This window comes from Hirschia baltica ATCC 49814 (genome assembly GCF_000023785.1).
Lineage (GTDB): Bacteria > Pseudomonadota > Alphaproteobacteria > Caulobacterales > Hyphomonadaceae > Hirschia > Hirschia baltica.
Window position 1 is genome coordinate 276,750 of sequence record NC_012982.1, and the last position, 26,638, is coordinate 303,387.

Consider the following 26,638-nt stretch of genomic DNA (forward strand, 5'->3'; position numbering starts at 1 on the left):
TCTTGCAATAGTTCAAAGGCAAAGCAGCATTTAAACACAGTCTTTCACTAGAAAGCCCAGCTTTCTTTCACATAATTTGACAGTGAAGCCTGCGATTGGGTTGCTTTTGAACTATTGCGTACACAAAATTCCTAGCTTGCGTCCATCTTTATCCACTGGTTAATTGCGATTTCCAATTCGCTAAGAGGGATTGGACCGCTTGCCAGAAGGATATCATGGAAATCTGCTAGGCTGAATTGTTCACCAAGTTCAGATTTTGCTTTCTCGCGTAACTCCAGTATTTTGAGCATACCAATTTTGTAAGCGGTCGCTTGCCCTGGCATGACGATATACCGGTCGATTGCTTTGATACAATCACCTTCAGGGTTGGGTGTATTGGTCATCAGATATTGTGTCGCTTGCTCACGAGTCCATTTTTTCTCATGTAACCCTGTGTCCACAACCAGCCGTGCTGCACGCCATAATTCCATGGCCAAGCGCCCAAAATCTGAATATGGATCTTGGTAGAAACCCATTTCCTTAGGCAGGTATTCTGTATAGAGCCCCCATCCTTCAGTATAAGCAGTATAGCGCCCATATTTTCGAAATTTTGGTACGTCTTTAAGCTCTTGAGCAATCGCCAATTGCATGTGATGCCCCGGAATGCCTTCATGATAAGCAAGAGCTTCCATTTGGTAGGTTGGCATGCTGCTCATTTTGTACAAATTGGCATAATATGTCCCCGGACGTGAACCGTCTGGAGCAGGACGTTGGTAGAAAGCTTTTCCGGCGCTTTTTTCGCGGAATGGTTCAACGCGTTTTACGATCAAATCAGCCTTAGGAAATGTATTGAAAGCAGAGGGGAGTGCTTTTTTCATCACGTCAATGAGTTCGGTGGCTTCTGCCAGATAGCGGCTACGTCCAGCTTCGTCTTCACTGTAGTAAAATTGTGGGTCAAAGCGCATAAATTCGAAGAACTCAGAAAGGTCGCCTTCAAACCCGACCTTCGCCATGATCGTTTTCATTTCATTATGAATACGATCGACTTCAGACAGCCCCAACTCATGGATTTCATTGGCATCCATGTCTGTTGTGGTCATTAATGCGAGGCGTTTTTTGTAATAATCGGCTCCGTCAGGAAGTTTCCAAGCACCATCATCAGTGTCTGCGTTATTTATGTCTTCCTTTACCCATGCCTCCACTTCCTCATAGGCTGGCTGCACATTTGTTAATAATGCGGCATTTGCCTCCATGATGAGCGTTAGCTTTTCGTCACCGGAAATATCAAGTGCATTTATTTTTGTTTTGAAATCTTCAAATAGAGGACTGTCCTCTCCTTGAGTAAATGGAGCGCCAGTCAAGACATTTTTGATATCTGAAAGTACATATTCATAGACAAATTTGGGAGGGCGGATTCCATCTTTCGCGCGGCTTTGCGCATTTGAAAGATGGCCATTGAGATAATTTTTTATTCCGTTTAGACGTCCAATATACGCTTTGGCATCTTCAACTGAGGTCACACGGTGCTGGTTTATGAGGAAAGCAGGGGTGCGGCTTTGTTGGCCGTACATTTGATCAAAAACATATCCATGATTGCGATAGGGGAACATATCGGCTTGTTGTTTTGCACGCAATTTGAACAAACGGTATGATAGTTGAGCGTTGGACGGAAGTTTGTCGTAATCAACGAGATTTTCCATGAGACCAACAGCTGCTTGCTCTAATTTATATTCAGCAATTTGGGCTGCGTCAGATGTGTCGTCCCATTTGTCATAGTTGGTTTTCATTCCCAAGCTGGTTTGAAACATTGGGGATCTGGAAACCCGAGCATCAAATTGTTCTTGAAAAAATGCATTTAGCTTTTCGGCTTCGGAGGCAAAGTCCATGATTTCTTCGGTTGAAGTTAGAGCCTCTTCTTTCACATGCGCAGAAGCTGCGGATTTTTTAACGCCGGCTGGAGATATTGTGCTTGGGGGAGTTTCTGCTGTTTCGGTATTACTCACGCAGGCTGCGGCAAATAAAAGTGCAAAAATGGAAATGGTATTGCGCATATTGATTAGGACTCCAGAATATTTGTGCAGACATACAATGCCTACTGTAACGTATTCGTCAATCGCAGGAATTTATTAACCTTTTTGAACCAAGAGTTAACAAAACGTGTTTAATTTTTCCCAAGAGTTCAAGGTTTCTTGATTTGTAATGCTTTGTGACCGTGGGGCGATTGGATTGGTAAGCTAGGGCATAAAAATGACGGGCGCTGAGGTACTTGATTTGGGGAGAGATGCGCTATGGGCGACCGTGGCGATGGCGACTCCTGTCATGGTGGCTGGTTTGGTCGTTGGTGTTGTCATTGCGCTTATGCAAGCGTTGACACAAGTTCAAGAAATGACACTTGTTTTTGTTCCTAAAATTTTAGCTATATTTCTGACTTTATTGCTTTTTTTGCCTATGATGGGTGCAACTTTGGCCGGTTTTTCCGATTCAATATTTGCTAGAATTGCGGGGTATTGAATTGAATGGAAGCGCTGATGCCATATGCATGGGCTGGTTCTCTTCTTTTCTGTCGGATTGGAAGTGTTTTGATGCTGGCTCCTGGTTGGGGTGAAAGTTCTGTCCCAGCGCAGTTCCGTTTGTCTGCCGCATTGCTGGCAACAATGGCCCTTGTACCCAATTTAATAGATCAGATGCCGCCTGTTCCTGAATTGGTTAGTCAAAGTGCTTTGTTAATTATCAGTGAGATTCTTATCGGGATCATGATGGGGGCAGGCGCACGAATTTTGATGAGCGCTTTGCAAGTTGGTGGACAAATTATCGGTATCTCGTCTGGTTTAGCGATGGCAACCCAATTTGATCCGACAATTGGGTCCTCGAGCGCAATTATTGGGGTGTTCATGTCCATGACAGCGATTGTGCTCATTATGATCGCAGGCATTCACAGAGATATGCTTCAAGCTGCTGTTGATAGTTATCAATTATTCAAACCCGGAGAGCCTTTACCAATTGGAGATGCTGCTCAATGGGAATTAGGAGCAATGTCGTCAGCATTTAAACTGGGGTTGCAGATTGCTGCCCCCATCCTCGTTGTAGCTTTGGTTTTTAATCTTTCAATTGGTTTGGTCGCGCGGCTTATCCCTCAAGTGCAAGTGTTCTTTATAGCTATGCCAATTCAGGTCATGCTTGGTTTGAGTATTATGACTTTTATTTTGGGAGGTGGGTTACTTGTTTGGTTAGATGCCTTGGGCCGCTATGCGCGTCTGGAAGGGCCATTTTAGGGAGGGATGAATGGCTGAAGACCAAGATGATTCGCAGAAAACCGAAGAACCAACCCAGAAACGCCTCGATGATGCACGTAAAAAAGGTGATATCGCTAAAAGTCAGGACGTACCCGTCTGGTTTATACTTCTAGCAGGTGCAGCTCTAATAGCGGGTGCTCAGCCTTTAGCGAGTAGCATAGGTGGTCCGCTCACAATGTTGCTTGACCATCCGCATGATTTTCAGCTTTCGGGCGGCGGTGCTCAGCGGTTGATGACCGCTATATTGGGTGAATTATTGGGCCCGATGGCAATCGTTTTTTCCATTATCATTGTTTTCGCGATATCAGGGCATGTGGTTCAACATATGCCTTTATGGACCGCAGAAAAAATGAAGCCGAAGCTAAGTAAATTGTCTCCAATAGGTGGTCTGAAGCGGATGTTTGGGCCTCAGGGGTGGATGAACCTTTTTAAGGCTATTTTGAAACTGATCGCGGCAACTGTGGCAGTTGCTTTTGCGGTATGGCCAAGTCGCCATGAGTTGATCAAAGTTGGTGAGATGGATATCTCGGCATTGCCTCTGATGATTCAAGATAAAGCTAGTCGTTTGTTTTTAGCTGCACTTATTGTGGTTGGTTTTATTGCCGCCATAGATTACGTTTTTCAAAAACAAAGCCACGCAAAAAAAATGCGGATGTCGCGCGAAGATATCAAGCAGGAAAACAAACAAAGCGATGGTGACCCGATGGTCAAAGCAAAATTGGCTGCTTTGCGTCGTCAACGCTCACAAGGACGAATGATGGCGGCGGTTCCCGAAGCGACTGTTGTGGTTACAAACCCAACCCATTATTCGATTGCATTGAAATTTGATCCAGAAGTCGATGCTGCACCTATATGTGTGGCTAAAGGTGTTGATGAAGTTGCTTTACGTATTCGCGAAATTGCAAAAGAATCAGATGTGCCACTTGTGGAAAGCCCGCCTTTAGCGAGAGCGCTCTTTGCAACAGCTGAATTAGAACAAGTTGTCCCCAGAGAACACTTCGAAGCGGTGGCAAAAGTGATCAGTTTCGTTATGAGAACTGGTAAAAAGAAATAATTATGGTTAACCGCACGCAGAAATGCCTTATATACTACCTAAGTACACGCTTAATGCATGACCGTAATGTCACGTTGAACAATGAATCGAGCCGCCATGTCAGATTTTAACGATACTCAAATGACCAATGAACCGTACACAGAAAAAAAGAAGATTGATTTTCTTCAGACTTTTTTCTGGCTGAGTGTTGCTGTTGCAGGGGCGGCGGCGGGTGTTGCGCTTATGTGGGGTGAAGAAATTGGCTTTGCATCGATAGTGCTTCTGATCGCGCTCGGTAGTTTGGCGATGGTGCTGCTTCTGTGGGTGACGCGCGGTGCGGGACGAAAGCTAGGTGTATTTCCTGAACGCGGCGCTGCGGAAGAGGCGGCGCAAAAAGCCGTTAAAGGTTTTGCTTGGCTTGAAAGTTTGAGCGAGCCGGCATTGGTAACCGAGCGCGGCGGTGCTGTTGTAACTGCCAATAGCGCTTATCGTAAATTGGCGGAAGAAGCTCACGAAATGGGCGAAAGCGGCCCGATTCCAACTGTTGATCGTTTGTTTGGAGCAAATCCGGGTTTGGCGGCCCCGATTTTCCGTTTGGCAAAGGCAATTAAAGCAGGTGGTGCACGCGAAGAAACACTTCCGGCTTTGATGTTTGGTGATAGTGATTCACCTGTCCAGTTTACAGCGAATGTATCTCCGGTTGGAGCAACACGCGCACTTTGGCGTTTGCGTAAAACCGATGGTGGAGGGGTTGATAATTCTGCTGTTGATCCGCGCGCTTTGTATGTTGAAGATGCGCCTGTTGGGTTCTTCTCGGCGCGTAGGGATGGGCGAGTGGTTTATGTGAATGCAAGTTTGCGTAAAATGTTGAGCTTGCCTGATGAACTCGGCGGCCTTCGTATGGATGATTTGATGCGTCCTGAAGGGTTGAAATTGATGCGTAAAGAAACACGCGGCGGCGCGAGTCAACGTGCGGATGTTGTGCTTCGTTCGCGAAATGGTGTCGAGCTTCCTGCGTTGTTGACGACATCATGGACTGGCAAAGGGCCAGATGCGCTTTCTCGTTCTGTTGTGCATTTGGGATATCGTGCTGAAAATCCACCCCAACAGGAAAAAGAAGATAAAGCACATGGGTTAGTGTCCCCCGGTCAAGTTAGTGACGACACAATGTTTACTGACGCACCATTTGGTGTTGTGCGGCTTGAGGGTGACGGTGTCGAAACTGCTGTCATGATGGACCTTAACCGCGCGTTGCGCGACATGACAGAGGCGCGGGCGCAACCGGGAGCGAGATTTGCCGATCTGTTCATCGCAGAAGATGGAGAAGAAGGTTTAGCTTCAATGCTAGCCAAGGCGCTCGACGGTGCTGTTGAGCTTAAGCTTGCATCAGATACTGTTAAAGACCCAAAAGATGCCAAGACTGTGGATGTCTTTATTGCGCTTGATCGGCGCGGACGCCCGGCAGCGGCATATGTTATTGATACCACTGAGAAGAAGACGCTTGAGCTGCGTCTTGCGCAAGGTGAGAAGATGCAGGCGATTGGCCAATTGGCTGGTGGTATCGCACACGACTTTAATAACCTTCTTCAAGGTATTATGCTTAACACAGATAAACTTCTTATTCGTCACCCGCCGGGCGATCCATCCTTCTTTGACTTGAAGCAAATGTATGAACTTGCGGCGCGTGGTGCGGAGATGATCTCCATGTTGCTGGCGTGGTCACGCAAACAGACATTCCGTCAGGAAGTGCTTGATCCATCAGAAATGCTATCCAGCTATTATGTATTGCTACGTCAGATTATCGACGAGCGGATTAAACTTGACATTGTGCATGGGCGTGACCTTCCGCAAATCCGCGCGGATCGTGGACAGCTTGAAACAGCGCTGACAAATCTTTGTACAAATGCCCGTGATGCAATGCTGGAGAAAAATGGTAGCGGCGAACTGATCGTCAAAACATCACGCGCAGATGCTGCCATGGCCCGTAAAGATGGGTTCAATCATGTTCAAGAAGGTGATTATCTTCTTATAGAAGTCATTGATAATGGGACTGGTATTCCTCCTGAACTTGTCGAAGAAATCTTCCAACCTTTCTTTACAACAAAAAAACAAGGTGAGGGAACAGGTCTTGGTCTTGCCTCTGTTTACGGGATTGTAAAACAGTCTGGTGGATATGTTTACCCTGTTTCAAAAGTTGGACGCGGAACAACGTTTAAAATCTTTATGCCAGCCTATGTGGCGCGTCCTGAAGAAAAAGCAGCAGCTGATAAAGCAGCTGAACGTGCAGCGAGTGAAGCTGAAACAGCGGCACAGGTGAATGAGATTGCCGAGAAAAACCGTCCGAAAGATTTAGCGGGGCGCGGTCGTATCATGCTGGTTGAAGATGAGGATTCTGTTCGCGGACTTGCATCTCACTTGCTTTCAACATTCGGCTATCAGGTCATCGAGGCGGCAGATGGAGAAGAGGCGCTTGAACTCATTAAGGAAAATGCGGGTCAGATCGATCTATTGATTTCTGATGTGGTGCTTCCCGGAATGGATGGGCCGGCATTGCTTAAAGAGGCCAAGCAATATCTTACAGGTGCTCGTGTGATGTTCATATCTGGATATGCAGAACGTGATTTGGCCAAAACGCTAGATGAGGAGCGAGAGATATCATTCTTACCTAAACCGTTCACATTGCGTCAGCTAGCGGAACGCGTGAAAGACGAACTTAATATCGTTGAGGCTGCATAAGCCCTGCTCGATATTATAAGAAAAACCCAATCCATCACCTATATCTAGGTGGTGGATTTTCTTTTTAGCCCATATTTTGTGTGTGAAAATAAAACGAGAACAAAATTATATTCTCTATTTGTTCTTTTGGAACATTTGTGGTACAAACTTATCCAACAGGCGATGGAAACCGTTGTGCAAAGCCGTTGAATAGTCACTGGCAGTGTGCAACATATGATGGAGAATCAAATATGGCGCGTGCGTCTTTGCAAGTTGTGGAAAATAACGGAATGGATAAGCAAAAAGCCCTCGAAACGGCTCTTGGTCAGATCGAACGTAATTTCGGTAAAGGCTCCATCATGCGGTTGGGCGATAACGCATCAATGGATGTTGAGGCGGTATCAACTGGTTCTCTCAGCTTGGATATTGCACTAGGCATAGGTGGTCTGCCTAAAGGGCGCATTATTGAAATTTACGGACCTGAAAGTTCCGGTAAAACAACATTGGCGCTACATTGTATCGCGGAAGCTCAGAAAAATGGTGGCGTAGCTGCATTTGTTGATGCAGAGCATGCGCTTGACCCTATTTATGCAGGTAAGTTGGGTGTAGATCTTGGAGATCTTCTTGTGTCTCAGCCAGATACGGGTGAGCAATCTTTAGAAATTGCTGACACACTCGTGCGCTCTGGTGCTGTGGATGTGCTGGTTATTGACTCCGTGGCGGCTTTGACACCACGCGCAGAGCTAGAAGGCGAAATGGGGGATAGTCTTCCAGGGCTTCAGGCACGTTTGATGAGCCAAGCTTTGCGTAAACTGACTGGATCTATTTCCAAATCTAAATGTATGGTCATTTTTATCAACCAAATCCGTATGAAGATTGGTGTGATGTTTGGGTCTCCTGAAACAACAACAGGCGGAAATGCGCTGAAATTTTATTCTTCAGTGCGTCTGGATATTCGCCGTATTGGTGCCTTGAAGGATCGCGATGAAGTTATTGGTAACCAGACGCGTGTCAAAGTCGTTAAGAATAAAGTCGCACCTCCATTCCGTCAGGTTGAGTTTGATATCATCTATGGTGAGGGTATATCTAAAACAGGTGAGTTGATTGATCTTGGCGTGAAGGCCGGCGTTGTTGATAAAGCAGGGTCTTGGTATTCATACGGATCAGAACGCATTGGTCAGGGGCGTGAAAACGCACGTACTTTCTTGAAAGCAAACCCATCAATTGCTGCTGAAATTGAAGAAAAAATCAGAGCTGATGCAGGTTTGATTTCTGAAGAAATGTTAGCAGCAGGCCAAGCAAATATTACAGATGAAGAAGATCCTGACGTAGCAGTAAACGAATAGAGCAAGCTGAATTGGTAAAACCGCGTCGAAATACGTGGTTTTATCAATTAGATTAAGCGTCATTTGGCCAAATCACTTGGCCAAATGATATCAGCACTATATATCGCGGTATGGAATTGATTTGCTCCGCTCTTTGAAAGCTCATGACTGACTCTAGTCATTTCTGAACATTGATAGCGGAGTGCCCACGCACGAAATAGGAATGCTCTATATGTCTGATACTACCGCAAGCTTTAAAGCCAATCCGTCCAATAGCGTAAACGGTGTGCGGTCTCAGTTTTTAGAGTATTTTAATTCCAATGGCCATGAAGTCGTTCAGTCTGCGCCTTTGGTGCCTCAAGGTGGTGATTCAACCCTCTTGTTCGTCAATGCCGGCATGGTTCCGTTTAAAAACTTGTTTACGGGTGCTGAAACACCGGCATTCTTGAAGGCGACGTCATCGCAAAAATGTGTGCGTGCAGGTGGTAAGCATAATGATCTTGACAATGTCGGATATACAGCGCGTCACCATACTTTCTTTGAGATGCTTGGAAATTTCTCTTTTGGAGATTATTTTAAAGAGCAAGCGATTGTTCATGCTTGGAATGTTGTTACGAAAGTATTCGGCCTTCCCGTCGACAAGCTCGTGGTCACAGTTTTCTCTGAAGATGATGAAGCGGCAATGCTTTGGAAAAAAATTGCTGGCCTTTCTGATGATAAGATAATTCGGATCTCTACCTCAGATAACTTCTGGTCCATGGGTGATACTGGCCCTTGCGGACCTTGTTCTGAGATTTTTTACGATCATGGCCCAGATGTTTGGGGTGGCCCTCCTGGATCACCCGAAGAAGATGGCGACCGTTTCATTGAGATTTGGAATCTCGTGTTTATGCAATTTGATCAATCTAAAGATGGATCACGCGTAAGTTTGCCAAAGCCATCTATTGATACTGGGATGGGGTTAGAGCGGATAGCTGCCGTGTTGCAAGGTGTGCACAATAATTATGAAATTGATTTATTTCAAAATTTGATTGCAGCTGAAGAAGATGTTTACGGTCTCAAGCAGTCTGAAAAAACTTTGGGTTCGCTACGTGTTATTTCCGATCATTTGCGTTCTTCAGCATTTTTGATTGCAGACGGTGTGACGCCTTCAAATGAAGGGCGTGGATATGTATTGCGCCGTATTATGCGCCGTGCCATGCGTCATGGTCATTTGCTTGGATCTAAAGAACCGCAAATGCACAAACTTGTGCCGGCGCTTGTTGCGGAAATGGGAGTGGCCTTTCCTGAACTTGGTCGTGCACAAGCCTCTATCGTGAGTACGCTTGAACAGGAAGAGGGACGCTTCCAACGCACTTTAGGGCGTGGACTTGCTCTCCTTGAAGATGCAACCTCTTCTATGGGGAAGGGAGATGTACTTCCCGGAGAAACAGCATTTAAACTTTATGATACTTTTGGTTTTCCAGTTGATCTGACGCAAGATGTTTTGCGGGCTAAAGGCATCGAAGTTGATGAAGTTGGCTTTGAAAAAGCAATGAAAGTTCAACGAGAAAGTTCACAAGCCAGCTGGCAGGGCGCTGCTGAAGGTGATGCTGTTAAAGTCTGGTTCCAGACGCGGGATGCACACGGAGCAACCGAATTTATAGGGTATAGTGAAGAAGCCTCTGAAGCTGAATTAAAAACAATCATCATTGATGGTGAATTGGCGACAACAGCGAATGAAGGCCAGAAAGCAGAGCTTGTTTTTGATAAAACACCATTTTATGGCGAATCTGGTGGTCAGGCTGGCGACCGTGGTGAAGTGCGTTTTGCTGGTGGAGCTGTTTTCCGTGTGCTTGATACACAAAAGCGCGCAGGCGATGTATTTTCTCACATTGGTGAGATGGTAACGGGCGATATCAAAGCAGGTGTGAAAGCCTTGTTAGAGGTTGATAGCGTGCGGCGTTCAAATATACGTTCAAATCACTCAGCCACGCACATTTTACATGCGGCATTGCGTAATAATCTTGGTGATCATGTAACCCAAAAAGGGTCGCTTGTTGAAGAAGATAAATTGCGTTTTGACTTTGCTCATTCAGGGACGCTCTCCCAAGTTGAGCTAGATAAAATTGAAGCAGAAGTGAACGCTGTCATTCGTCAAAATAGCGAAGTGTCCACAAAAGAAATGGCTCCAGATGCTGCGATTGAAGCGGGTGCAATGGCGCTTTTTGGTGAAAAATATGGAGATAGCGTCCGTGTGTTGGCTATGGGTGAGGCGCTTGAAGGTGGCGATAAAGCCTATTCTGTCGAGCTTTGCGGCGGAATTCACGTAAGACGTACGGGTGATATTGCTGTGTTCGCAATTACGAGTGAGTCGGGTGTTTCTGCGGGTGTGCGCCGTATTGAAGCGGTGACTGGTGCTGCTGCGCTTGAGTATCTAAAAGGTAAGGTTGCAATTGCGCGGTCGATTGCGGATCAATTGAAGTCAACAATTGAAAAAGCGCCTGAGCGGGTCGCGGCTTTGCAAGATCAAAAGCGAGCCCTAGAAAATGAGCTTTCTGACGCGAAAAAGAAGCTTGCCATGGGAGCGAGTGCTGGCGGAGCGGCTGCTGGTCCAGAAGAGATCAATGGTATCAAACTTTTGACGCGTGTGGCTGATGGTGTGCCGGCCAAAGATTTGCGTGGTTTGATTGATGATGCCAAGAAACAGCTTGGATCAGGTGTAACTGTCTTTGTGGCAGTTAATGACGGCAAAGCTGCTGTTGCAACAGGTGTAACAGATGATTTGAAAGACAAGATCAGTGCTGTTGATCTTGTGAAAGTTGCTGCGGCAGCTGTTGGCGGTAAAGGCGGTGGTGGTCGCCCTGACATGGCGCAAGCAGGTGGCCCTGATGGTTCAAAAGCAAATGATGCTGTTGATGCAGTCCGCGCGTTTCTTAAAAGTTAGTCGGTATTGAAAATGGCGCTAATGTCTGTTTCAGACATGATGCGCCATTGGCCCTGTTGTAAATCTTCTGGAAGTGTTAGTCCGCCAATGCTCTCGCGGTGGAGGGCATTTACGTGGTTTCCAACCGCAGCAAACATGCGGCGTACTTGGTGATATCTGCCCTCATGTAGCGTCAATATGGCTTCGCGTTTACCAAGCGCACTTAGTTCTGCAGGCAAAAGCGGCTTGGTTTCACTTTCCAACATTAATTCGCCGGCAGCAAAAATAGAATCTTCATCGCCATTTAAATCTCGATCAAGAATGACGTGATAGCGTTTTGGGGTTTGAGTTTTGGGGGATGAGACGCGGTGATTGAGTTGTCCGTCATCTGTTAGCAATAAAAGACCGGACGTTTCCTTATCTAATCTGCCAATTGGTGAAAGTAGCGGGTCGCGTTTATCCCATCTTGATGGAAAAAGTTCAGTTATTAATGTGCCGCTATCTTTGCGACTGCATGTGACACCAGCAGGTTTGTTGAGCATCACGGCAAATCCGGGAAGCGGGTCAACAGGTTTGTCGTCAATCGTTAGTCTGTTTTGCAGATCTTCGTTTGGTGTGACTTTATCACTACCGCTTTTAAAACCTTTATCCCCCAATAAAATGCGTTGATATCGCGCTAAAGCATCTATTTCTTTGCGCGTGCCATAGCCCATATTTGAGAGAAGCTTGTCGAGCCTTACCGGCTTGGCATTTCCGCTCATTTAATGGCCTCGATTACCTTAAAGCCATGTGAGTCTGCTTTGGGAGTGAAGGATTTGAAGTGTTCATTGATGGCGCGTTCATAGGGCAAATGGCGGTTCGCCACGAGCCAGCAAATGCCGCCCTTGCGAAGCATTGAGCTGGCGCGTGCCATAAAAGCTTTTCCCAAGCCATGATCTTCCTCACCAGCATCGTGGAATGGTGGGTTCATAACAATGAAATCGAGGTCGGTAATGTCTTTGGGGCCTTTGCGCGCATCTTGCCATAGGAATGAGATACGTTCATCAGACACATTACGGTGTGCCATTTCAATGGCGCGGCGATCAATGTCTATCAGGAGAAGTGATTTAACTGCCTCGGATTGCAGGACATGGTGAGAAAGCAGGCCAAGACCGCATCCAAGGTCAGCACCGCGACCGGACAATTCAGGCAAATGTTCCATCAATAACAGCGAGCCGGGGTCAGGGCGATTCCATGAAAAAATGCCTGGTTGGCTCCATAGGCCGAGTTCTTCGTCAAGTTGGGGGCCATTTTCTTCAATTGCTTTGTGAACCTGTGAGAGATCAGCAGGCGGCGCGCATGAAGCGATTTTCTGGTGTTTTTTAGAATCTATACGAATATGTGTGCACCCAAGCAATTCCAGATCGGCTTTGAGACGCTGCCCGCCTTTTTTCTTGCCCGCAATGACGGAAATTTCACCGCTTGGTTTTAGAGCACGTAGGGCGTGAGCAAGGACGAAACGTCTTTCCTGTGTGCCTGCCGGCGCAGCTATGGCGAAATAATCAAGTGCAGCGTCCGGGCTTTCCGCTATATCAGCGCTTTCTGGAATGAGCGGTGAGCATTGTTTCGCATCATCAGGAATTAAAACAAGTTCTTTGTCCGGTGTTCCATAAACGCCGGATAGTGTGGAAGTGTTGTTTGTCATATACTGTCTAAATTCAGTTATTTAAGAGTAGTCGCAAATGCGCGCGATTAGATTGTTTTCGATTTCAAAAATCGTAGCACCACGAATTGCAACTTGATCGCCGGGTTTGACGCCGTCGCCAAGTTCGGCAAGTGCGGTGCCGGTAAAGACTGTTTCGGCCGCAACGCGGTCACCTTGCACAATTATAGAAGCTAAACGATGGGAACGATCTTTAAAGGCTGCCATTGTGCCAGAGAGCACTTCGCGTAGTTGAGTTTTTCCTTGTAATCTCATAGAGCCACGAGGGTTCATAACCGTTTCAAACAAAACATTGTCTGAGCAGCAGGCTAGTACGCCGTCAATGTCGTCTTGGTTGCTTAATGTGACGTAACGTTCAACTAGGTCTGCTATGTTAGTCATCTTAACTCCTGAAAAAACTGTGTTCATTTTATATCACAGCGTATATCTTCTTCATATATAATACATCAACCTTTGCATATATGCTAAAAGTGCGCTAGATCGCCTCCTCTGTTACAATTATAGTAGTCTATTGGAGACCCCCATGGCTCTTCGTGTCGCCGTTTTAGGCGCAACCGGCAATGTCGGTCGCGAAATGATGAATATCCTTGATGAACGCAAATTTCCTGCGGACAGCGTTACTGCTGTTGCATCGCGTCGTTCTAAAGGTTCTGAAGTAAGCTATGGCGATAAGATTCTCAAATGTGTGGATATTGAACAAGTTGACTGGTCTCAGTTTGATTTGTGTTTGATGTCCGCTGGTGGATCTGTCGCCAAAGAATGGGCACCTAAGATTGCTAAGGCTGGCTGTATTGTGGTGGATAATTCATCGCATTTCCGCATGGACCCAGATGTGCCTTTGATCGTTCCTGAAGTGAATGCTGATGCAATTGAGGGTTATACAAAAAGAAATATTATCGCGAACCCGAACTGTTCAACAGCGCAACTGGTTGTGGCTTTAAAGCCATTGCACGATGCTGCTGGTATTGAGCGTGTTGTGGTATCAACTTACCAATCAGTTTCTGGTTCTGGTAAAGCTGGTATGGATGAACTTTGGAACCAAACCAAAGGCATATATGTCAATGATGCGCCGACACCTGACCAATACACGAAGCAAATCGCGTTTAACGTGATTCCGCATATTGATGTGTTTATGGAAGATGGTTTCACTAAAGAAGAGTGGAAAATGTCTTCTGAAACTAAGAAAATTCTTGATCCAAAAATCAAACTCACAGCAACTTGTGTACGTGTGCCAACGTTTGTCGGTCACGCTGAAGCTGTGAACATTGAGACATCCAAGCCATTATCTGCAAAAAAAGCACGTGCTATTTTGAAAGAAGCTGACGGTATCGTTGTTGTAGATAGCCCAGAAGATGATGGTTACATCACACCTGTAGAATGTGTGGGTGAATGGGCAACATTCATTTCTCGTATCCGTGAAGATGTGACTGTTGAAAATGGACTGGCTTTTTGGTGTGTTTCTGACAATTTACGCAAAGGTGCTGCACTGAATGCTGTTCAGATCGCGGAATTGCTGGTTGAGCGCGGCGCATTGAAACCAGACAGCTTGAAGCCTGGCGCTCTCAATGACGAGATAACTGCTTAAACCGATTTAATCATTGCAGAATGGTTTGAGAGGCCGGGCAGAAATGTCCGGCCTTTTTGTATTTAATCACCCGGATGAATAATCAACATTACCAGTACGCAACTGGTCGAATTGTGGCTAGGGGCATATGTGCTCCTCTATGGATATGGGGAAAGAAGATGAACACGAAACCCGCACAATTATCTGACAATGGATTTTTATATGCCCTCGGCTGTTATTTTCTTTGGGGAGGGCTGCCGCTTTATTTTAAAATTCTGGAAAAAGTTCCTGCTCTGGAAATGTTGAGCCATCGGATTTTATGGTCAGTCCCTACCGGCATTTTACTCGTGTTTTTTGCGGGTAAATTTGATGTCATTTATGCAGCTTTCAAGAATAAGAAAAATTTGTTCTGGCTCACGCTTTCTGGGATTCTTATGGGAGCAAATTGGCTGATCTATATCTGGGCTGTTCAAAACGGACGTGTACTTGAGGGAAGTTTGGGATATTTTATCAACCCGCTTTTTAGCTTTGGTTTGGCCGCCATCTTTTTTGGAGAACGTTTCACTAAATTTCAGATCATCGCGATTTTGTTGGCAGCGGCGGGTGTATTGAACCAAGCACTTGTCGTTGGGCAATTTCCATGGGTTGCGATTTCTCTGTGTGTGACTTTTGGGGTGTATGGTGCCATCCGAAAAAAAGTTCAAGTTGATAGTCGGGCTGGTTTTTTGTTCGAAGTCATTATCTTACTTCCGATAGCTTTAGCTTTTTTAACTTACGGGTGGTTAAACGGTCGGCCTTTTCTTGCGACTGATCCCACCGACAGCATATTGATAACGCTTGCTGGTGTGGTCACTGCAGCTCCTTTAATAATGTTTGGTTTAGCAGCAAAACGGCTTCGTTTATCTTCACTGGCCATGATGCAATATATCGGTCCGACAATTCAGTTTTGTGTGGGTATCTATCTTGGTGAGGCCTTTACACCTGAACATGCAATTACTTTTGGTTTCATATGGTTAGGCGTGATTTTGTTTTCTTTTGGTGCCTTACAAAATGAACGTCGTGCTAAAAAATTATTGGCCACCAAACCGACATAGACTTAATGTTTTTTTCGAATAGAGGGTTTGATGCGAAAATTTCAAGATGGAAATACCCCTGTTCAGGCTGGTCTAATATGTGCGTTGGGCGCATTTTTATTATGGGGGTTTTTGCCTCTATATTTTAAAATCCTTGAAAACCTTCCTGCCTTGCACGTTCTGGCGGAGCGCATTGTCTGGTCTCTACCTGCGGGTATAGCACTCGTGTGGTTTGGACACAGAAGCTCAGAATTTCGCGCTGTGTTTCGTGCGCCCAAGCAGTTGGCATGGTTGTGTCTTTCTGCTGGGTTAATGGGATTAAACTGGTTGATTTTTATTTGGGCAGCGCAAAATGGCCATGTGCTAGAAGCGAGTCTTGGAGCTTTTATAACACCGCTTTTTAGCTTTTCCTTGGCGGCAGTGTTTTTTAAAGAACGCTTTTCGTTTTTGCAATTTATAGCTATCTTTTTCACAACACTTGGTGTGCTGAATCAGGCGATATTTGTCGGGAAACTTCCGTGGATCGCGCTTTCTCTTTGTTTGTTGTTTGGCTCCTATGGGGCCATTCGCAAGAAACTTGTTGTGGATGGCCGAGTCGGATTTTTGCTTGAGGTATTGGTGCTTTTTCCGTTTGCGATGGCATTTCTGATTTATTCTTGGATACACGGAGCGCCATTAATCGCAGATACGGTTCGCGATTCCGCTCTTATTTCGCTGTCAGGAGTAGTGACAGCAGGGCCATTAATACTCTTCACAATGGCAGCCACGCGGTTACGATTATCGAGTTTGGCAGTCATGCAATATATTGCACCTTCGATTCAATTTTTGGTCGGATTGTTATTGGGAGAGCATTTCTCAATATCCTATGCGGCCACTTTTATTTTTATTTGGATAGGTGTTGCATTGTATGCTGGCGCAGCATTGAGGCAAAATCGACAGGTGAAAAAAAATCCGCATTAAAAACAAAAAAAATCCCCCGTGCCTCGCTATGCAAGGAGGGACGGGGGACAAAGAGTTACCATGAAGTTCGCTGCGGAGCGAATTCCCTTTATAGATTTCAAGTCCCGTGCCAGTTTTCGCGCTGTTGGGGAGTTGGAAATTGCGTGTTTTTGAGCGAAATAAACGTGTAAATCGAAATTTCCATACCAATTTGAAAAGAGGTGTCTCTAATCGGTACAGATTTAGCGTTTCCTCTAATTCACTTGCGCTCCAATGGCAGACTTCAAAGTCTGGTTCTAATTGGGAAGTTCAACAAAAGTGTTTTATAGGCACCCATACAGTGCGCTGATCAAGCGTTGTGAACGTTCATCCGTTTGCAATTGGTTGGATTGTCGGTTCATCACATAAGCCGCTGACAAATTGCGGTCTGGATCACCAAAGCCCATAGATCCACCCCATCCAGCATGGCCGAGTGTATCAATGTTTGGTCCATAAATGCGATTATTATTGCGCATCACACCAGCTGCAAATTCCATAGTGTAGGGAAGAATGCGGTCTTGACCGAATGAACGACGTTGTTTGAAAGCTTCAAACTGCCCCTCAGAACTAATGATATGATTATCGCCAATATTGCCTTCATTCGCGAATGCAGAATAAAGCCGTGCTACTGCTTGGGCAGTTCCGTGACCATTGGCTGATGGAATTTCCATTGTACGCCATTCAGATCCGCCGCGATTAGGCGAGGCCCATTTGGTCAAAAAGGCCGTTTTGCGAAATTCATTTAGCTCGCCCAATTCGGGTGCTTTGGTCGGGCGCACAATCTCGGAAACGCGTTCATGCTCGCTGACAGGTGTTCCAATCCAAAAATCAATGATTTCTTTATTTGGATCAGCACCATCAGCGTTTGTGATCTTGTTCTTTAATTGCGTGCCTAGCGTTTTACCTGATACGCGCCAGACGAGTTCTGCAATCAGATACCCCCACGTCAATGGGTGATATCCAGACCCATCTCCAGGTGTCCACATCGGTGCTGTATTGGCAAGTTCATTTGCAAGTGCATGGCTATCAAACCATAGATCGGGATTTATCTCATTGACGAACCCGGGAAGGCCCGCTTGGTGAGACAGCATCTGGCCAATCGTGACGTCTTCTTTTCCTTGGGCAGCAAATTCTGGCCAGACTTGAGCAACTGGAATTTCATAGGGGTTTTCCAGCTTGTCGAATAATTCCATACAAGCTGTCAGCGCGGAAATAGGTTTTGTTGTTGAATATACGGGAACAAGTGTGTCCTGTGTCCAAGCAATGCTCTTGCGACGATCTTTCCATCCGCCCGTTAAATTTACAACCAATTCATTACCGATATAAGCGGCGAACCCAGCACCTAAATCTTGCAGATCTGATGGAGATCTTTCTCTCGCATCCGCAAAGTTCAGCTCAAACGCGTCCTGAACGGCTTCAAAGCCGGGCGCGACATATCCAGTGATGTTATCTGTCATATCTGCTTCGTTCAATGCATTGCAGGCTGCGTCAAGTATTTTTCATCAAGTATCAAACAACAAGCGTTGATGTGATGTTTGAGTAACTAGTGTAGGCGCTTGATTTGAACTTTGGGCGGCATTCGAACAACATCGCCAGATGCCGCGATTGGCAGGTCTTTTAGTTGTTGCGTGACAGCGGATTCAATTATTGCAGCCGTGCCGCCGATTGCGCGTGCGAGGGATTCTTTAGGTTCATGGTTTTCACATAGATAGGCAGATAAAAGCAAAGTTGCTAAATCACCCGTTCCGCTAGGAATATAGCCAGTTTGTCTGGGAGTTTCACAAAGCCAAGCTGAATTGTGCTTTCGCTCTATCAGTAGATTACCAAGACCGATTTCAGTTGGAATAGATGTTACCATGACATCACATGGCAGGCCTTGGCAGGCTTTCCAGACATCTTCAGGTGTACGTAAGACATTAATGTCGGTGCGTGTAAGATAAGCAAACTCCCATAGATTGGGTGTAATCAAATCCGCGCGTTGTATTAGCTCAGATTTAATCGCGTTGGCTGTGTCTTCGCGAATATACAGCCCTTTATGCGAATCTCCCATAATAGGGTCCACAACAATCCTCGCATCGGTAGGGGGAAGCCACGCTTTTGATTCGGGGCGAGTCGTCGCGCGTACTTTATCAATTGTTGCCGCAGCCACATGCACTTGATCTGGAGAAGCAAAATAGCCAGTGATGACGCCTCGGCAGCGTGCAAATTCGCCATGTGCTTCCACGCCTTCCAGCATAGAGGCGAGCCTATCGGCTGGAACTGCGCTACCGCCGGGCGAACCTAATCCAGGGTGACGACCAAGGAGTGTTGTTGGCGCAAGGGCGCAATCAATTCCCAAATGCGCCAAAGTTGCTGGTGCAATAGAGCCACCAACACTAGAAGCCGCAACAAATGACGAGATGACCAGAATTTGTGTCATGAAAATTCCTTGCGCATTTTGAAATTGATTAATGCTACACCATTTGCGATCGGGTGTTGCTTGGCAAGCGTCTTATAACCTCGCTTTTCAAAAAATGGACGAGCAACCAGACTTACATCAGATGTGATGGCATTGATATTCTGCCCGCGTGCATATGTTTCTAACGATGAATAGGCTTGTGCGGCAGCACCTTTTCCAGCGCTGCGCGGGTGTGCGTATGCAAAATCTAAATGGTGCTCGGGCGTGAGTGTCATTAAAGCTGCTATGCCGTCATCATCAGACGCAATAAAGAAAAGCTGATCACCAAATCGTTTGCGTGCACGCTCTCCTGCATATGGATTGGGTGCCCATGCGTTTAGCTGTTCTGGAGAATAATGGGTGCCGGCTAGTGCATGGATGCTGTCATAGATTAGTTGACCCACAGCATCGAGGTCTGCTTTTGAGTCTGGCAAAATTTCTATTGTGTATGCCATTTATTATCTCTTGGTTGAATTTTGATGGGTGATAATATTGAAAAAAATGGCATCTTGATAGGGTGAATAAGATAAGCTGAAAATCACCTCTTGCTGCACCGCACAATTTTCTGCTAGTTTGTAGAAAAAATATACGGGACCCTCTAAAGGGATAAAAAAATGCCAGCACCATTCACGACATCACGACCGCGCCGGTCTTGCCTTTATATGCCGGGTGCGAATGAGCGCGCTTTAGAAAAAGCTAAAACCATTGCTGCCGATACATTGCTGCTTGATCTTGAAGATGCCGTTGCGCCAGATGCTAAAGTTGAAGCACGCGATCGTGTATGCGCAGCCGTGAAATCTGGCGGATATGGCAAGCGCGAAATTATCATCCGTATGAACGGCCTTGATACGACATGGGGCGGTGATGATTTGGTTGCGGGTGTGGCTGCTGGTCCCAATGGTATTTTAGCACCTAAAGTTTCATCTGCTGCCGAAGTCCATGCGTTGAATGATGATTTGACGGAAGCCGGGGCAAGTGATGATTTCGCGCTTTGGATTATGATTGAGACGCCGCTATCTATTCTCAATCTAAAGGAAATCGCTGCTTGCGCTGAAACAACGCGTCTTACAACATTTGTCATGGGAACCAATGATCTTGCCAAGGATATGCGCGCACTAATGACGCCTGATCGCTTGGCTTTTCAAACACATCTGACTTTAGCTGTTACCGCTGCCAAAGCATATGGCGTCACTGCGATCGATGGTGTTTATAATGACATCAAAAATGCTGAGGGTTTTGAGGCTGAATGTCAGCAGGGCCGCGTTATGGGATTTGATGGAAAGACGTTGATCCATCCAGCTCAAGTTGAGGCTTGTAATAGCGTGTTTTCGCCTTCCCAAGCAGATATAGCTCAGGCCAAAGATGTTATCGCTGCTTTTGCTGATCCAGAAAATGCGGGCAAGGGTGTGCTTAAGGTAAATGGAAAAATGACAGAAATTCTTCATTTGGTCGAAGCTGAGCGCCTCATAGAAGTTGATAAAGCAATACAATTGCTTGCGCAGGACTAGCAAGTTATGAAAGCGGCGTTAGTTTGCAGCCAAATCTTTGGTTGGCATTACGCCGTGTATAAGAAAGACGAATGAAATGACCTATATTCTTCTGACCAATCCAGCTTGTTCAACGTGTCGCAATGGTCTCGCGCTTCTGCAGGAAAACGGAATCGAGCCAACATTGCGGAAATATATGAATGTTTCCGAGCAATTATCAGTGGAAGAATTACGAGATATTGCCAAAAAGCTTGGCAATGTTTCCCCCAAGGCATTTGCACGTCCCAAAAATATTCAGGCAGAGGGCCTCGATCCAGACATGGATGATGATGCTATGTTTGCGGCTATGGCTGAAAACCCAAAATTTATTCAGCGTCCAATTTTGATCAAAGGTGACGAAGCTCGCCTAGGGCGTCCGATCGAAAAAATGCTGGAATTGATCTAAAATATTAAAAACGCTGTTCGCTATAAAGCGGGTAATGCGTCAGGAGAAGAGATATGAACCAATCACTCAAAGATGCCATGGCAGGTGCTTTTGGAAAAGAAGTCGCTGATAAGGTTGAAGCTAAATCCAAAGTGAAAGCGAATGCAGGTAATTTCTTTGAGGATTTTTTCGTTGGTATGCAGATCGTGCACGCCACACCAAAAACGGTCACGGAAGGCGATGTCGCACTCTACACAGGGCTAACAGGTAGTCGTTATGCGCTTTTTTCAGCCGATAGGTTTGCGCAGGATTGCGGGCTCGAGTCTGCACCGATAGATCCGCTCTTAGCCTTCCATGTCATCTTTGGGAAAACTGTCACTGATATTTCATTAAATGCAGTTGCAAATCTTGGATATGCGGACGGAATGTTTGTCGCGCCTGTTTATCCAGGTGATACACTACGTTCCGTATCTGAAGTCATCGGTATTAAAGAAAATTCCAATGGTAAAACCGGTGTTGTGTATGTGCGCACATCTGGTGTGAACCAGAATGATGAATTGGTGCTGACATATGTGCGCTGGGTGATGGTCAAGAAACGTGATCTTGATGCACCCGCTCCTGAAGCAGTTATTCCAGAGTTACCAGCTAATGTGGATGCGGAAAATCTTGTGGCTCCAATGATGGATGCAGAAGATTGGGACTATGAATTAGCTGGCAGCCCGCATGCTTATGAAGACTACACTATTGGCGAAAAAATTGACCACTATGACGCTTTTACCGTAGAAGAAGCTGAACACCAGATCGCGACTCGTTTGTATCAAAACACCGCTAAAGTGCACTTTAACCAGCATGAACAAGCACAGGGACGTTTTGGAAAGCGCCTTGTTTATGGGGGGGTGGCAATTTCTATGGCGCGGTCTATTGCGTTTAATGGATTGGCGAATGCAGCGCAGATATTAGCTATAAACGCGGGTGCGCATGCTAATCCGCTATTTGCCGGTGATACGGTTTATGCTTGGTCAGAAGTTATTGATAAAGCTGATATTTCTCAAGGTTTTGGCGCGTTGAGATTGCGTTTGGTGGCGACAAAAAATCTGCCGTGTACTGATTTTCCGTATAAGGATGAAGACGGGAAATATCTGGAAAATGTCATTTTAGATTTTGATTATTGGACGGCAATTCCAAAACGCGGATAATCAATCGATAAATTAAACCTCTTGATTGCAAAGCGATTAATCCCAAGGTTAGTGTGATCAATCGCTTTTTGCATTTTATCTACAAGGTTGTTTTATGGACTCTTTTTCCGTTGCCGCGATAGCGATTGCTATCTTCCTATCGGCCATTGTCCGTATCATACGAACCGATGCGGCGTGGAAAGCGGTCGATGAAAATTACGCAGGCGCAGATCATCTTCGAGATTTAACAGGTATTATCAAACGTGCTGGGCTTCAGGATATATTCGGACCACCAACTTTGGATGGGATCTTCCATGTAACACGTATGGAGGTGGTTCGGGCGCGTCGTTTCACGGGTCATTTGATGGGAAATGTGCGGCTAGATGCACTTTCCTTAGCAGTTTCTGTGGTATCTCTGGTGTGGCGGCCCTACGGTTCTGTGGGAGATGTGTTGAATATGTTCCTATTTTTTGCGCTTTTGTATCAGTTGGCGGGGTGGGGCGCGACGACGATGTTAATGAAAGACAAAAGCTAGTTTGTTTTTGCTATCCGTTCTTTTTGCCACCGATCAAAACGCGTCACGCCAAAAGCGGCTCCAAGCATTGTCAGTCCTGATGTAACTAACACGATCGGATTTGCACCGAAGGTTTCAAAAAGCTGCGTGTAAAAATGTATTGCTAAAAAGGTGACGGCTGTGTTGGCGAGGAAGCGCCTATAATCTTTTGTGCCGAGCCAGATACAAACACCCAGAAAGATTGCCCAAGCAAAAGAAAAGACAGATTCAGGGACATGTAACGCTTGTTCTCGCCAAGCTTGCGCGGCGCGCCATCCATCATCACTAGACCATAGTTCGAAGACATAATCTCCCCAAAGCGAGCCGACCCAGAAAGCAAAATTGATCATGAAAAATGAAACTCGCGCAGCCATAGTTGTGACGCTGTGCCATTTTTTATGCAGTTTTTCCCGGCAGTAATATAATCCACCTGCAATCGCTGAAAACACGATGATTGTGACAAGGCATTCGCGGACAAAAATGGCGTAGCTCGCATGCCAATACATTGTACCTGAGCCTATAAGTGAACCAAAGGCGAGAGGGACAAGGGCTGCTAAAAATGGTTGTTTAAAGAAAGCGGCTCCACCAGTGAAAAGCACAAGTGCAACAATTTGAGGGAGCCAGTTCATTTTGTCTGGCCAGACTTCTTGACTTTGCCATGCCGTCCACCCCGCTAAACCTAGACAGCCAATGACGATAAGGCCGTGGGATAATATGCGCCATTCTTCAGATTTAATCTGGAATAGATAATAGCCCAGCCCTAATGAGGCTGTTGCGAGTATGAGTCCAACAATAGCGGAGGGTTGCAGGGCTAAAACGCCTGTTGAGACGGCAATCGCGCCTAAAATCATGAACAAATTGGCAAAAAGGCCAGCTCTTTTCTTGCCATCACTAAGAGACAAAAGATGGTCTGCCTCTTGTTGCGAGATTTTGTCTTCTTTTAGGAGGCGGTCTAGGTCCAATGAGATTTTAGTCATGCTAATTCCCCTCACCATCATGCATTTAGGACTTTTTTTGAGCCTTAGAAGAAAGCTTACGTCGTGTTTGAGGGTTAGACAATAAAGATTGCAATAGCATCAAATCCATAAGGTGGTTAAGCTTGTTTGATTCTGAAATTACGCGAAAAAATAATGTCTAAACTCTATTTTCACTACGCCGCAATGAATGCGGGAAAATCCACCTTGCTTTTGCAAGCATCCCACAATTATGTCGAACGCGGAATGCGGACATTGCTTCTTACTTCTTCGCTTTATGCTGGCGATAGCGCTATTTCATCCCGACTTGGGCTAAGTGCTGATGCCACACTTATTGAGGCGGACTCGGATGTTTTTGAGATAACGAAAATCGAGCATGCAAAAGGAAAACTCGATTGTGTGTTTGTCGATGAAGTGCAGTTTTTAACATCTGCGCAGGTTTGGCAATTGGCGCGAATTGCAGATCGATTGAATATTCCAGTGATGTGTTATGGGTTAAGGACAGATTTTAAGGGTGAGCTGTTTGAAGGTGCCGCACAGCTCCTCGCTATTGCAGATCACTTAAGAGAAATTAGAACGATTTGTTTTTGCGGTTCAAAGGCGACCATGGTTGTTCGCAAAAATGCAGAGGGCGGGGTGTTTCATAGTGGTGAGCAAGTTGATATTGAGAAATCTCATTATGTTTCACTATGCCGAAAGCATTGGGATGATGAAATGCAGCGGGCTGCTCAATAGTTTTATAGATATATGATGACCCATGTTAGCGTGAGTGAATAAACTGCAAGCATCGTTGCAGCTTTTCCCAATGCGAGGCCAGCATGCGTGCGTACAATTGGAACGCTGGCCGTTGCTGCTATTTTAGATATGGCATCGGCAATGTGTTGTGAAATGTCTTCTTGGGAATAGCGTGAAAGTGCAATCCAATATTTTACTTTTGCGTCTTTGGTTTGATCCATTACTTGTTCATAGGCTTGGTCGAATACATTAGCGGCGACCATTTCGCGTAAAGCTTGAAATAAATTCCATTTATGGCGGCGGCTTAAATTCCATAATTGTGCAGCAGTGGGATAAAGGGCCCAAATATCTCGGATTAGAAATAAACCAAGCGCGGCAGTGATGACATAGCCTAGTGCGGTACGGTCGAAAATTCCTAAAAAATACAGGGCGACAAGAATGGCAATAAAACAGGCTTTAAAAGCTAGGTTTTGAACAAAACCTAATAATTGCTCGCCGACAATTGTTTTGATCTGCGCTTCCAAATCCCCGAGGGCAATTTGTTGTGCTTCTTCAATCTTGGCATCGATTTTTTTCTCGATGGTCTTATCTAGCTGGTTGCGCGCTAGGGCTGCCCCACCCGACAGGGCGGCTGCGGCAATCCCTATGACTCTAAATACTGACATTGAATCCTAGATCATATTATTCGTTTGGCGCTGGGTCGCATTCCAAAATATTGTCGTATAATGGGTGGCGTGGTGCAAGGTTCTGCGCTTTGGTTTGTGCATCCCATGCTTCGTCACATTTTCCAAGTGTCGCAAACGCTATTGCTTTGTTGAAATGCGTGTTTGGATTTTTAGGTTCTATTTCCAAGGCGGCATCGCAAAATGGCAAACCTTTATCAGCAAGCCCCATGCGGGTCAGCAAAAGGCAATGGCTGCTGAGAAATAGCGGGTTGTCTGGTTGTCCGGTCACCACTTTGGCAGAATATATCAAAGCAGCGTCAAATTCTTCGATATTAGATAAAACGCCTGCGCGACGCGCTGCATCCATCAGGGAACTAATAGGTAAGGACTGATATTTTTTTAGTATCTCATTGGCGTTTGGTGTGTTTAGGTGTGACGTGACGGGGACCAGAATTTCCAGCACAGGTTCCAGCAATTCGTCATCCAGTTTGATCTGGCTTGCGCTACCTAAAATTCCAGACTTTATCCAATAATAAGCAAATTCAGCATGATTGCGCGCTTTGGAATCTTGTCCCGTTCGCCAATAAGTGCTGGCACGCAGGGCATGGGCATAAGCGTCAAGCTGTTCTTTGCCGCCATCGGCAGGCGTACTTAGATCAAAGAAACGTGCGGCGGACTGATAATCTTCGTTGAAATATGCTTGTCCACCTAGATTGGAATAGGCAAGCATTGAAGCTTCGCTGCCGGGATTTGCTTCGGAAGCACAATCTACCCATTTTAGTGGTTCATCAAATGCCAGAATGCAAGATTCAGGTATGTCGGAATCAGTTTCTGTTGGAACGGACGTAACGTTTTGCGCTATTGTCGAGCCAGTCAACATCGCGGAGATGCTGAGGGCAATCATTGCTGTTCGTATTGTGTCAACCATTAGCGGCCTCCCGTTTTGACGGCGTTGAACCATCTTAGTAGCACCTGATTTTGCTGATTCAGGTGAGATATATGCGTATGTCTGCTTATGCTGGCAAAAATGTGTTCTTAAAGCTTAATTGGTTTTATTTTTCACAGTGATCTTCACAAAATAATCAAATTTGGTGTGGCATAAGATGGCATGATTTCTTCACGCACACTTCCTCAGTTCATCTTATTTGCCGCCGGAACAGTTTTCGGTGGCCTTGTGGCATTTTTTACATGGGGGATGCTATCTCCCGGTGATCCAAGTTCGGCATTCATGCCATTTGAAATACCATATCAAGATAAATTCCTTCATTTTGTTGCATTTGCGATAATGGCGCTGCCTGCAGGCATTGTTTTACCACGGCGGTATCTTGGCTTTATATGCATGAGTTTGATTGCTTTGGCTGCCGGGATGGAATTTGCACAGCATGCCAGCGGAGTAGGGCGCCAAGCGTCGTTGTTTGATTTTATAGCGAGTTCGTTAGGGGCAGGTCTAGCAGGATTGCTAGTGCTTTATTCACGGCGTGCATATGGTCGCTATCGCCAAAAACACTCCAAAAATGAGGCGTTTGCGGCAGAATAATTTGAGTGCGCCGGTGTTTCACCTGATTGCAAGCAATTTAAATTCTTGTGTGACACGCTTTGATGGTTAATATGGTACTCAGTA

At 45.8% G+C, this 26,638-nt stretch carries 25 protein-coding genes; 15 read left to right on the forward strand and 10 right to left on the reverse strand.

Features of this window, described 5'->3' with window-relative positions; translation table 11 throughout:
- Nucleotides 1–131: 131 nt before the first annotated feature.
- On the reverse strand, nucleotides 132–2,030 hold the full coding sequence (locus HBAL_RS01255) for a DUF885 domain-containing protein (protein WP_012778113.1): 1,899 nt from the start codon (nucleotides 2,028–2,030) through the stop codon (nucleotides 132–134).
- 196 nt (nucleotides 2,031–2,226) lie between these two features.
- On the opposite strand from HBAL_RS01255, the gene fliQ reads away from it, so the two are divergent.
- From fliQ to alaS, 6 genes are all read left to right on the forward strand, one after another.
- Nucleotides 2,227–2,490: a flagellar biosynthesis protein FliQ gene (fliQ, locus tag HBAL_RS01260; protein ID WP_012778114.1), complete on the forward strand. Its 264-nt coding sequence runs from the start codon at nucleotides 2,227–2,229 to the stop codon at nucleotides 2,488–2,490.
- A gap of 17 nt (nucleotides 2,491–2,507) precedes the next feature.
- On the forward strand, nucleotides 2,508–3,251 hold the full coding sequence (fliR, locus tag HBAL_RS01265) for a flagellar biosynthetic protein FliR (RefSeq protein ID WP_012778115.1): 744 nt from the start codon (nucleotides 2,508–2,510) through the stop codon (nucleotides 3,249–3,251).
- A 10-nt stretch (nucleotides 3,252–3,261) separates the two neighbouring features.
- A complete protein-coding gene (gene flhB / locus HBAL_RS01270; protein WP_012778116.1) occupies nucleotides 3,262–4,326 on the forward strand; it encodes a flagellar biosynthesis protein FlhB in 1,065 nt (354 codons plus the stop codon).
- Nucleotides 4,327–4,422: 96 nt separating this feature from the next.
- Entirely contained in the window at nucleotides 4,423–7,041 is a 2,619-nt protein-coding gene (locus HBAL_RS01275) for a PAS domain-containing hybrid sensor histidine kinase/response regulator (protein WP_012778117.1), read from the forward strand.
- Between the two features lie 230 nt (nucleotides 7,042–7,271).
- Nucleotides 7,272–8,366 (forward strand): recombinase RecA, encoded by a 1,095-nt coding sequence (recA, locus tag HBAL_RS01280; protein WP_012778118.1) that lies wholly within the window; start codon nucleotides 7,272–7,274, stop codon nucleotides 8,364–8,366.
- 211 nt (nucleotides 8,367–8,577) lie between these two features.
- Nucleotides 8,578–11,271, forward strand: coding sequence for an alanine--tRNA ligase (alaS, locus tag HBAL_RS01285; RefSeq protein WP_012778119.1), 2,694 nt, complete (start codon nucleotides 8,578–8,580; stop codon nucleotides 11,269–11,271).
- On the opposite strand, the gene HBAL_RS01290 is transcribed toward alaS, so the two are convergent.
- Genes HBAL_RS01290 through HBAL_RS01300 form a run of 3 tightly spaced genes read right to left on the reverse strand, consistent with a single transcriptional unit; the run spans nucleotide 11,268 to nucleotide 13,333 of the window.
- A complete protein-coding gene (locus HBAL_RS01290; RefSeq protein ID WP_012778120.1) occupies nucleotides 11,268–12,011 on the reverse strand; it encodes a pseudouridine synthase in 744 nt (247 codons plus the stop codon). The two genes, alaS and HBAL_RS01290, sit on opposite strands and share 4 nt — an antisense overlap.
- Entirely contained in the window at nucleotides 12,008–12,934 is a 927-nt protein-coding gene (locus HBAL_RS01295) for a class I SAM-dependent methyltransferase (RefSeq protein WP_012778121.1), read from the reverse strand. The genes HBAL_RS01290 and HBAL_RS01295 overlap by 4 nt, the downstream gene beginning before the upstream one ends.
- A 21-nt stretch (nucleotides 12,935–12,955) precedes the next feature.
- A complete protein-coding gene (locus tag HBAL_RS01300) occupies nucleotides 12,956–13,333 on the reverse strand; it encodes a nuclear transport factor 2 family protein (RefSeq protein WP_012778122.1) in 378 nt (125 codons plus the stop codon).
- A gap of 142 nt (nucleotides 13,334–13,475) precedes the next feature.
- Here HBAL_RS01300 and HBAL_RS01305 point away from each other — a divergent pair, with 142 nt between their 5' ends.
- The 3 genes from HBAL_RS01305 (at nucleotide 13,476) to rarD (HBAL_RS01315) (ending at nucleotide 16,549) form a co-directional block, all read left to right on the forward strand.
- A complete protein-coding gene (locus tag HBAL_RS01305) occupies nucleotides 13,476–14,537 on the forward strand; it encodes an aspartate-semialdehyde dehydrogenase (RefSeq protein ID WP_012778123.1) in 1,062 nt (353 codons plus the stop codon).
- Between the two features lie 158 nt (nucleotides 14,538–14,695).
- The gene (gene rarD, locus HBAL_RS01310) at nucleotides 14,696–15,610 is read left to right on the forward strand and encodes an EamA family transporter RarD (RefSeq protein ID WP_012778124.1); all 915 of its coding nucleotides are present in this window, start codon (nucleotides 14,696–14,698) and stop codon (nucleotides 15,608–15,610) included.
- A gap of 30 nt (nucleotides 15,611–15,640) precedes the next feature.
- Entirely contained in the window at nucleotides 15,641–16,549 is a 909-nt protein-coding gene (gene rarD / locus HBAL_RS01315; protein ID WP_012778125.1) for an EamA family transporter RarD, read from the forward strand.
- 302 nt (nucleotides 16,550–16,851) lie between these two features.
- On the opposite strand, the gene HBAL_RS01320 is transcribed toward rarD (HBAL_RS01315), so the two are convergent.
- From HBAL_RS01320 to HBAL_RS01330, 3 genes are all read right to left on the reverse strand, one after another.
- Nucleotides 16,852–18,024, reverse strand: a complete 1,173-nt coding sequence (locus tag HBAL_RS01320) for a serine hydrolase domain-containing protein (protein WP_012778126.1) — start codon at nucleotides 18,022–18,024, stop codon at nucleotides 16,852–16,854.
- 86 nt (nucleotides 18,025–18,110) lie between these two features.
- Nucleotides 18,111–18,986, reverse strand: coding sequence for a bifunctional hydroxymethylpyrimidine kinase/phosphomethylpyrimidine kinase (locus HBAL_RS01325; protein ID WP_012778127.1), 876 nt, complete (start codon nucleotides 18,984–18,986; stop codon nucleotides 18,111–18,113).
- A complete protein-coding gene (locus HBAL_RS01330) occupies nucleotides 18,983–19,459 on the reverse strand; it encodes a GNAT family N-acetyltransferase (RefSeq protein ID WP_012778128.1) in 477 nt (158 codons plus the stop codon). Before HBAL_RS01330 ends, HBAL_RS01325 begins: the two co-directional genes overlap by 4 nt.
- A 159-nt stretch (nucleotides 19,460–19,618) precedes the next feature.
- Between HBAL_RS01330 and HBAL_RS01335 the strand changes: the two genes are divergently transcribed.
- The 4 genes from HBAL_RS01335 (at nucleotide 19,619) to HBAL_RS01350 (ending at nucleotide 22,625) form a co-directional block, all read left to right on the forward strand.
- Nucleotides 19,619–20,512: an HpcH/HpaI aldolase/citrate lyase family protein gene (locus tag HBAL_RS01335; RefSeq protein WP_012778129.1), complete on the forward strand. Its 894-nt coding sequence runs from the start codon at nucleotides 19,619–19,621 to the stop codon at nucleotides 20,510–20,512.
- 76 nt (nucleotides 20,513–20,588) lie between these two features.
- On the forward strand, nucleotides 20,589–20,936 hold the full coding sequence (locus tag HBAL_RS01340; RefSeq protein ID WP_012778130.1) for an ArsC/Spx/MgsR family protein: 348 nt from the start codon (nucleotides 20,589–20,591) through the stop codon (nucleotides 20,934–20,936).
- A 77-nt stretch (nucleotides 20,937–21,013) separates the two neighbouring features.
- Entirely contained in the window at nucleotides 21,014–22,111 is a 1,098-nt protein-coding gene (locus HBAL_RS01345; protein ID WP_049763177.1) for a MaoC family dehydratase, read from the forward strand.
- Between the two features lie 94 nt (nucleotides 22,112–22,205).
- On the forward strand, nucleotides 22,206–22,625 hold the full coding sequence (locus tag HBAL_RS01350; protein ID WP_012778132.1) for a hypothetical protein: 420 nt from the start codon (nucleotides 22,206–22,208) through the stop codon (nucleotides 22,623–22,625).
- Here HBAL_RS01350 and HBAL_RS01355 read toward each other — a convergent pair.
- Nucleotides 22,622–23,620: a hypothetical protein gene (locus HBAL_RS01355; RefSeq protein WP_012778133.1), complete on the reverse strand. Its 999-nt coding sequence runs from the start codon at nucleotides 23,618–23,620 to the stop codon at nucleotides 22,622–22,624. The genes HBAL_RS01350 and HBAL_RS01355 overlap by 4 nt on opposite strands.
- Nucleotides 23,621–23,773: 153 nt before the next feature.
- Between HBAL_RS01355 and HBAL_RS01360 the strand changes: the two genes are divergently transcribed.
- Complete coding sequence (locus tag HBAL_RS01360) at nucleotides 23,774–24,352, forward strand: thymidine kinase (protein ID WP_012778134.1); 579 nt, start codon at nucleotides 23,774–23,776, stop codon at nucleotides 24,350–24,352.
- 2 nt (nucleotides 24,353–24,354) lie between these two features.
- On the opposite strand, the gene HBAL_RS01365 is transcribed toward HBAL_RS01360, so the two are convergent.
- The gene (locus tag HBAL_RS01365) at nucleotides 24,355–25,017 is read right to left on the reverse strand and encodes a hypothetical protein (protein ID WP_012778135.1); all 663 of its coding nucleotides are present in this window, start codon (nucleotides 25,015–25,017) and stop codon (nucleotides 24,355–24,357) included.
- Nucleotides 25,018–25,033: 16 nt separating this feature from the next.
- Nucleotides 25,034–25,945 carry a tetratricopeptide repeat protein gene (locus tag HBAL_RS01370; RefSeq protein WP_012778136.1) on the reverse strand — a complete coding sequence of 304 codons (912 nt, stop codon included), beginning with the start codon at nucleotides 25,943–25,945 and terminating at the stop codon, nucleotides 25,034–25,036.
- Nucleotides 25,946–26,125: 180 nt separating this feature from the next.
- Between HBAL_RS01370 and HBAL_RS01375 the strand changes: the two genes are divergently transcribed.
- Complete coding sequence (locus HBAL_RS01375) at nucleotides 26,126–26,554, forward strand: VanZ family protein (RefSeq protein ID WP_012778137.1); 429 nt, start codon at nucleotides 26,126–26,128, stop codon at nucleotides 26,552–26,554.
- Nucleotides 26,555–26,638: the final 84 nt, after the last annotated feature.

Coding starts and splice junctions, on each gene's coding strand:
- flhB (WP_012778116.1), top strand. CDS start 3,262: ATGGCTGAAGACCAAGATGATTCGCAGAAAACCGAAGAACCAACCCAG.
- HBAL_RS01340 (WP_012778130.1), top strand. CDS start 20,589: ATGACCTATATTCTTCTGACCAATCCAGCTTGTTCAACGTGTCGCAAT.
- HBAL_RS01355 (WP_012778133.1), bottom strand. CDS start 23,620: ATGACTAAAATCTCATTGGACCTAGACCGCCTCCTAAAAGAAGACAAA.
- HBAL_RS01290 (WP_012778120.1), bottom strand. CDS start 12,011: ATGAGCGGAAATGCCAAGCCGGTAAGGCTCGACAAGCTTCTCTCAAAT.
- recA (WP_012778118.1), top strand. CDS start 7,272: ATGGCGCGTGCGTCTTTGCAAGTTGTGGAAAATAACGGAATGGATAAG.
- HBAL_RS01345 (WP_049763177.1), top strand. CDS start 21,014: ATGGCAGGTGCTTTTGGAAAAGAAGTCGCTGATAAGGTTGAAGCTAAA.
- HBAL_RS01330 (WP_012778128.1), bottom strand. CDS start 19,459: ATGGCATACACAATAGAAATTTTGCCAGACTCAAAAGCAGACCTCGAT.
- HBAL_RS01370 (WP_012778136.1), bottom strand. CDS start 25,945: ATGGTTGACACAATACGAACAGCAATGATTGCCCTCAGCATCTCCGCG.
- rarD (WP_012778124.1), top strand. CDS start 14,696: ATGAACACGAAACCCGCACAATTATCTGACAATGGATTTTTATATGCC.
- HBAL_RS01295 (WP_012778121.1), bottom strand. CDS start 12,934: ATGACAAACAACACTTCCACACTATCCGGCGTTTATGGAACACCGGAC.
- HBAL_RS01255 (WP_012778113.1), bottom strand. CDS start 2,030: ATGCGCAATACCATTTCCATTTTTGCACTTTTATTTGCCGCAGCCTGC.
- HBAL_RS01325 (WP_012778127.1), bottom strand. CDS start 18,986: ATGACACAAATTCTGGTCATCTCGTCATTTGTTGCGGCTTCTAGTGTT.
- HBAL_RS01320 (WP_012778126.1), bottom strand. CDS start 18,024: ATGACAGATAACATCACTGGATATGTCGCGCCCGGCTTTGAAGCCGTT.
- fliR (WP_012778115.1), top strand. CDS start 2,508: ATGCCATATGCATGGGCTGGTTCTCTTCTTTTCTGTCGGATTGGAAGT.
- HBAL_RS01275 (WP_012778117.1), top strand. CDS start 4,423: ATGTCAGATTTTAACGATACTCAAATGACCAATGAACCGTACACAGAA.
- alaS (WP_012778119.1), top strand. CDS start 8,578: ATGTCTGATACTACCGCAAGCTTTAAAGCCAATCCGTCCAATAGCGTA.
- rarD (WP_012778125.1), top strand. CDS start 15,641: ATGCGAAAATTTCAAGATGGAAATACCCCTGTTCAGGCTGGTCTAATA.
- HBAL_RS01305 (WP_012778123.1), top strand. CDS start 13,476: ATGGCTCTTCGTGTCGCCGTTTTAGGCGCAACCGGCAATGTCGGTCGC.
- HBAL_RS01350 (WP_012778132.1), top strand. CDS start 22,206: ATGGACTCTTTTTCCGTTGCCGCGATAGCGATTGCTATCTTCCTATCG.
- HBAL_RS01365 (WP_012778135.1), bottom strand. CDS start 25,017: ATGTCAGTATTTAGAGTCATAGGGATTGCCGCAGCCGCCCTGTCGGGT.
- HBAL_RS01335 (WP_012778129.1), top strand. CDS start 19,619: ATGCCAGCACCATTCACGACATCACGACCGCGCCGGTCTTGCCTTTAT.
- HBAL_RS01300 (WP_012778122.1), bottom strand. CDS start 13,333: ATGACTAACATAGCAGACCTAGTTGAACGTTACGTCACATTAAGCAAC.
- HBAL_RS01360 (WP_012778134.1), top strand. CDS start 23,774: ATGTCTAAACTCTATTTTCACTACGCCGCAATGAATGCGGGAAAATCC.
- fliQ (WP_012778114.1), top strand. CDS start 2,227: ATGACGGGCGCTGAGGTACTTGATTTGGGGAGAGATGCGCTATGGGCG.
- HBAL_RS01375 (WP_012778137.1), top strand. CDS start 26,126: ATGATTTCTTCACGCACACTTCCTCAGTTCATCTTATTTGCCGCCGGA.